The organism is Chroococcidiopsis cubana SAG 39.79 (assembly GCF_003991895.1).
Taxonomy (GTDB): Bacteria; Cyanobacteriota; Cyanobacteriia; order Cyanobacteriales; family Chroococcidiopsidaceae; genus Chroococcidiopsis; species Chroococcidiopsis thermalis.
Map to the genome: position 1 here is coordinate 1 of NZ_RSCK01000227.1, position 2,983 is coordinate 2,983.

At 45.0% G+C, this 2,983-nt stretch carries 3 protein-coding genes; 1 reads left to right on the forward strand and 2 read right to left on the reverse strand.

Annotated elements, in window-relative coordinates; genetic code table 11:
* The first annotated feature begins 90 nt into the window (after nucleotides 1-90).
* Nucleotides 91-1,470 carry a glycoside hydrolase 100 family protein gene (locus tag DSM107010_RS37480; RefSeq protein WP_015156189.1) on the forward strand — a complete coding sequence of 460 codons (1,380 nt, stop codon included), beginning with the start codon at nucleotides 91-93 and terminating at the stop codon, nucleotides 1,468-1,470.
* A gap of 82 nt (nucleotides 1,471-1,552) precedes the next feature.
* Here DSM107010_RS37480 and DSM107010_RS37485 read toward each other — a convergent pair whose 3' ends face one another.
* Both DSM107010_RS37485 and DSM107010_RS37490 read right to left on the reverse strand, forming a co-directional pair.
* Complete coding sequence (locus DSM107010_RS37485; protein ID WP_127025383.1) at nucleotides 1,553-2,431, reverse strand: phosphatase PAP2 family protein; 879 nt, start codon at nucleotides 2,429-2,431, stop codon at nucleotides 1,553-1,555.
* A 1-nt stretch (nucleotide 2,432) separates the two neighbouring features.
* Nucleotides 2,433-2,983 (reverse strand): cation transporting ATPase C-terminal domain-containing protein (locus tag DSM107010_RS37490; protein WP_199756051.1); only part of this gene is annotated, 551 nt, incomplete at its 5' end.

Consider the following 2,983-nt stretch of genomic DNA (forward strand, 5'->3'; position numbering starts at 1 on the left):
GCCGTCTTTAGATATCCATCCTCATGGCTTGCCAGCTCTACCTCCTACTATTTTTTGAGCCGTCGAACTCACGTTTATCAAAACAAAACTATGTGGGAAAAAGAAGCCTGGAAACTACTAGAAGACTCCATCATCTACTATCAAGGACGACCAATTGGCACGCTGGCGGCTCAAGATCCAGCACTAGAAGCACTCAACTACGACCAGTGTTTCATCCGCGATTTCGTCCCCTCAGCCTTAGTATTTCTGATGCATGGCAAAACAGAAATCGTGCGTAATTTCTTAATCGAAACGCTAGCCATGCAACAAAATCACGATCGCGAGATGGATTGCTTTGCGCCAGGACCAGGCTTAATGCCTGCTAGCTTTAAGGTGGAACATGACGGCGACAAAGAATATATAGAATCTGATTTTGGCGAAAGCGCGATCGCCCGCGTTCCTCCTGTCGATTCTTGTCTGTGGTGGCTGCTATTACTAAGAGCTTATATCAAAACCACAGGAGATATTGAATTAGCTCATCAGCCAGAATTTCAAGAGGGAATAAAACTGATTCTCGATTTATGTTTGGTGCATCGGTTCGCCATGTATCCTACTCTTCCAGTTCTCGATGGCTCGTTTATGATTGACCGTCGCATGGGGGTTGACGGGCATCCTTTAGAAATTCAAGTATTATTCTATGCGGCTTTGCGGACTGTAAAAGATTTGTTGTTGCCAGAAAATGGCGGCGATCGCTATCTTGATGCAGTCAAGCAGCGACTTGGTGCTTTAAATTACCACGTCCGCGAATATTATTGGATAGATTTGCAACGGTTAAATGAAATTTACCGCTATAAAAGTGATGAGTTCGGTCAAGAAGTTGCGAATAAATTCAACATTTATGCCGAATCAATTCCCAATTGGTTAACCGAGTGGTTGCCCGAAACCGGAGGCTATTTAGCCGGAAATCTGGGTCCAGGACTGATGGATTTTCGCTTCTTTTCATTGGGAAATCTGCTGGCAATTCTAGTTTCTTTAGCAAGCGAAGCAGAATCTCAAAAGATTATGGATTTATTTGAACAACGCTGGCAAGATCTAATTGGATTTATGCCTTTGAAAATTTGCTTTCCCGCTGTAGAAGGATTAGAGTGGCGGATCGTGACTGGATGCGATCCCAAAAATCTCCCTTGGTCTTATCATAATGGCGGTAGTTGGGCTACAATACTATGGTTATTTGCTGCCGCAGCCCAAAAAACAGGACGAATAGAACTAGCGACTAGAGCGATCGCGCTGGCTGAAACTCGCTTGGTTCAAGATAAATATCCCGAATATTATGACGGTAAAAATGGGCGCTTGATCGGCAAAGAAGCGAGAACTTATCAAACTTGGACGATCGCCGGATTGCTAGCAGCAAAAGAGATAATGAATAATCCGAAGCACATTGAATTATTCAGCTTTGAGGAGGGAGTTGAAAGTCCAGGTTGTCAGATGTAGTTATTTTAGATTCAGCAGGAGTTACGCGCTGGAATCAGAATCTCGATCCCCCCTAACCCCCCTTAACAAGGGAGAAAGAAAGTTATCGCAAGCGTTGCTCCACAGTTCTCGATAATCCCATGCGAGCGAATAGTGCTGGTGCTGGGAATACGATCCAAAACACTGCTAAACCATAAGCGATCAGATCGCGTGGTAATTCGTTACTACTTATGAGACGAGCCACAAACACAATCCCCGCCAGCACTCCTAAACCGATCGCTACTTTCACGACTTGCTTTTGTAACGATACCTGGGCAGGATGGTATCTGACGTACCAGTATTCTAATGGCATTCCAATTGCAACACCAACAGCAGCACCAAAAACCTCCCAACCGTCGGGAAAGGCATCGGCAGCGGGAAATGCCACAATTGGTAATGCAAAACTCAAAACTAGGAAAAAATGAAATGTTCTGCCAGAAAACCAGCGTACCAGTACGGGTAACAACCGCTGATAGATAAATAGTGAAATCAGCCCGATCGCTAAACCGCCTAGTAAGTCCATCAGATAATGTACGCCCAGATATATGCGCGATAGCATGACTAACGCCACAATACAGACTGTAATGACTGCTGGCAGATAACTTAATACAGTCAAAGATCCCCAAAGCATCGTAGCAGTTCCGGTATGTCCGCTCGGAAACGATGACACGTCTAGCTGTTTGTAGACGCTTATTTGCGGATGCTGCGGACGCGGTACGTAGAACAACGACCAGATCGCTGCATTTATCGCTGTCACAAAAATAACAGCACTCGCTAAGCTCCAAGCCAGCTTTCGACCCTTGAGCCAAAATGCTAAAGCGAAAGCGATCGCAATTCCTCCACCCGATCCGAGTTGCGTCATAGTTTCAAAAAACCAACTCCAGCTTTCGCCAAACCATCTTTGGACAAAAATAATTGGCTCAACGCTCCACAGAATCTCCATGTTATTCAGGGCGATCGATCCAGTTAACCAAAATAGCCAAAGGAATCATCGGTAAAGCAGGCAGCAGACAGATTAACCACCGATCTAAATTCAACGGTGCAGTAGCAAATAAATTATTCATGACGCTCCATTGACTGAAAACAATTTGCAATAAGACTGCGGCAAGAATACCCAGCGCGATCGCCTTTGTACCACTAATAGAAACTTTTCTACCACGGATTTTCAGCGCGATCGCTTTCCCTAAATGGCTGATACTCAGCAAATACACGATTCTGGCTGCAACCAAAGCTTGAATTGCCATCGTTCGCGCCAAGGTGACATCTCCCGTGTTTCGACGTACCCCCTCGAAGAAACCAAAAATTAGAATCCAGTTAAAAACGGAAATTGCCAAAATCCGCTGTAGCAGTTTTCCTGAGATTAACGGTTCCCTTGGGTTGCGTGGCGGTTGCTGCATTACCCCCTCAGATTTGGGGGTAGTCCTACACAAGTAAGGATGAGTTATAGTGATGAATGAAATACCAGATAGCTCCGATATGGTTATCCAACTTTTTC

What these genes read in the sequence shown, in the direction of transcription:
- DSM107010_RS37480 (WP_015156189.1), top strand. Translation starts at nt 91, where the DNA reads ATGTGGGAAAAAGAAGCCTGGAAACTACTAGAAGACTCCATCATCTAC.
- DSM107010_RS37485 (WP_127025383.1), bottom strand. Translation starts at nt 2,431, where the DNA reads ATGGAGATTCTGTGGAGCGTTGAGCCAATTATTTTTGTCCAAAGATGG.